Source organism: Oleiphilus sp. HI0067 (assembly GCF_001635735.1).
Map to the genome: position 1 here is coordinate 1 of NZ_LWFI01000685.1, position 1,497 is coordinate 1,497.

Here is a 1,497-nt window from a genome sequence, read left to right on the forward strand (position 1 = left end):
GAAGATCGCGACAGAGACAGAGGCGTTCAAAATCGAATGCTCAAACAGACCGATCGACATTAATACAGCCGTAGTAAAACATGCAACAGCCACGAAAATCAGGAAAATACTACTGAAACCCAGTACCAATATTTCTATGATGATCAGCGCAACGCCAACAAAAGATAATAATGTTGGCAAACTCGTAAATAGTTCAGGCATTGAAGTCTCTTACTTTTTCAAAGAATCCGCGATAGACAGAACTTGAGCAACGACAGAAGCCGCTTCTGTATTCCCATCGGGTAACAATACCACAGAAGATTCTTTGGCAATCGCCTCTTTTGCTGCGATTGCTTTTTGCGCCAATTCTAATTGAATAGCTGAGCTGCCTTCATTGGTGACGGCGATATTACCAATTTTTTGCAAAGCCGCAGCCTGCGCTTCGGCTACGCGAATAATCGCTTGCGCTTCACCTTCGGCAGTTAAGATCTGTTGTTGTTTTTCCGCTTCTGCAGCAAGAACCTGTGCTCTTTTCTCACCTTCAGCACGGTTGATTTCCGCTTGTCGATCACCTTCCGACTCTAGAATTTTAGCGCGGCGCTCACGTTCGGCACGCATTTGCGCTTCCATACTCGACATCACGCTTTGTGGAGGAACAATGTCTTTTATCTCGTAGCGTAAAACCTGAACACCCCACGGCTCAGCCGCTTGGTTAATAGAGTTGACGATATTGGCATTGAGTTGATCACGTTCCTCAAATGTTTTATCGAGCTCTATCTTACCGATCTCTGAACGCATCGTGGTTTGCGCAAGTTGGGTCACCGCAAAGGCATAATCTTCAACACCATAAGACGCCTTATAAGGATCGAGTACTCTAAAATACAGCACACCATCTACCGTCAGAGAGATATTGTCTTTGGTGATAGCGCCTTGGCTAGGAACGTCAACAGCCTGCTCTTTCAATGAGCGATCATGCGCTACACTATCTATAAATGGTACAATCATATTGATACCAGCTTCGATCGTTCGATTATACTTACCAAAGCGCTCGACGATGTAAGCTCTGTTCTGAGGTACAAATTTGATGCCTAATTTTAAGACAATAAGGATGGCGACTAGTACAGCCGCTTGGACAGAGAAAAGGTATTCAAGAACGATATTCATAGAGCGAGCAATCCTTTGTTGCGATGAGTGTAGCTAGTTTAAATATAACAATTAGGGCGCTCTGCTAAAAGGAGATTTAGGGCGCTTTTTAAAGGGAATATATTAATGGGGCTGCAGGTGATAGGCCTGCCATTGAATTTCTAATCGCTTAGCTCGAAGTACTTCTGCTTTTGTCTAAAAGCAGTAGGCAAGTTGGCACTCATTTCTTAACTTCTCATTACGCCTTTGCTTCGATATAGAACACTTCAGTCCAATCTCGTTATACTGACTGTTCAATTCGGCAAGGACTGTCATGCTCTATCTTTACCCCTCTAACAAAACTGCGAACTTGGCGACTGTGCTTGCTGAGATTAT

1 protein-coding gene and 1 pseudogene are annotated in these 1,497 nt (G+C 43.9%); both read right to left on the reverse strand.

The window, feature by feature from the left end:
* Positions 1-201 (reverse strand): annotated as a pseudogene (locus tag A3739_RS07780) (hypothetical protein); the annotation flags it as partial.
* Positions 202-210: 9 nt separating this feature from the next.
* A complete protein-coding gene (locus tag A3739_RS07785) occupies positions 211-1,143 on the reverse strand; it encodes an SPFH domain-containing protein (RefSeq protein ID WP_068482064.1) in 933 nt (310 codons plus the stop codon).
* Between the last annotated feature and the right edge of the window lie 354 nt (positions 1,144-1,497).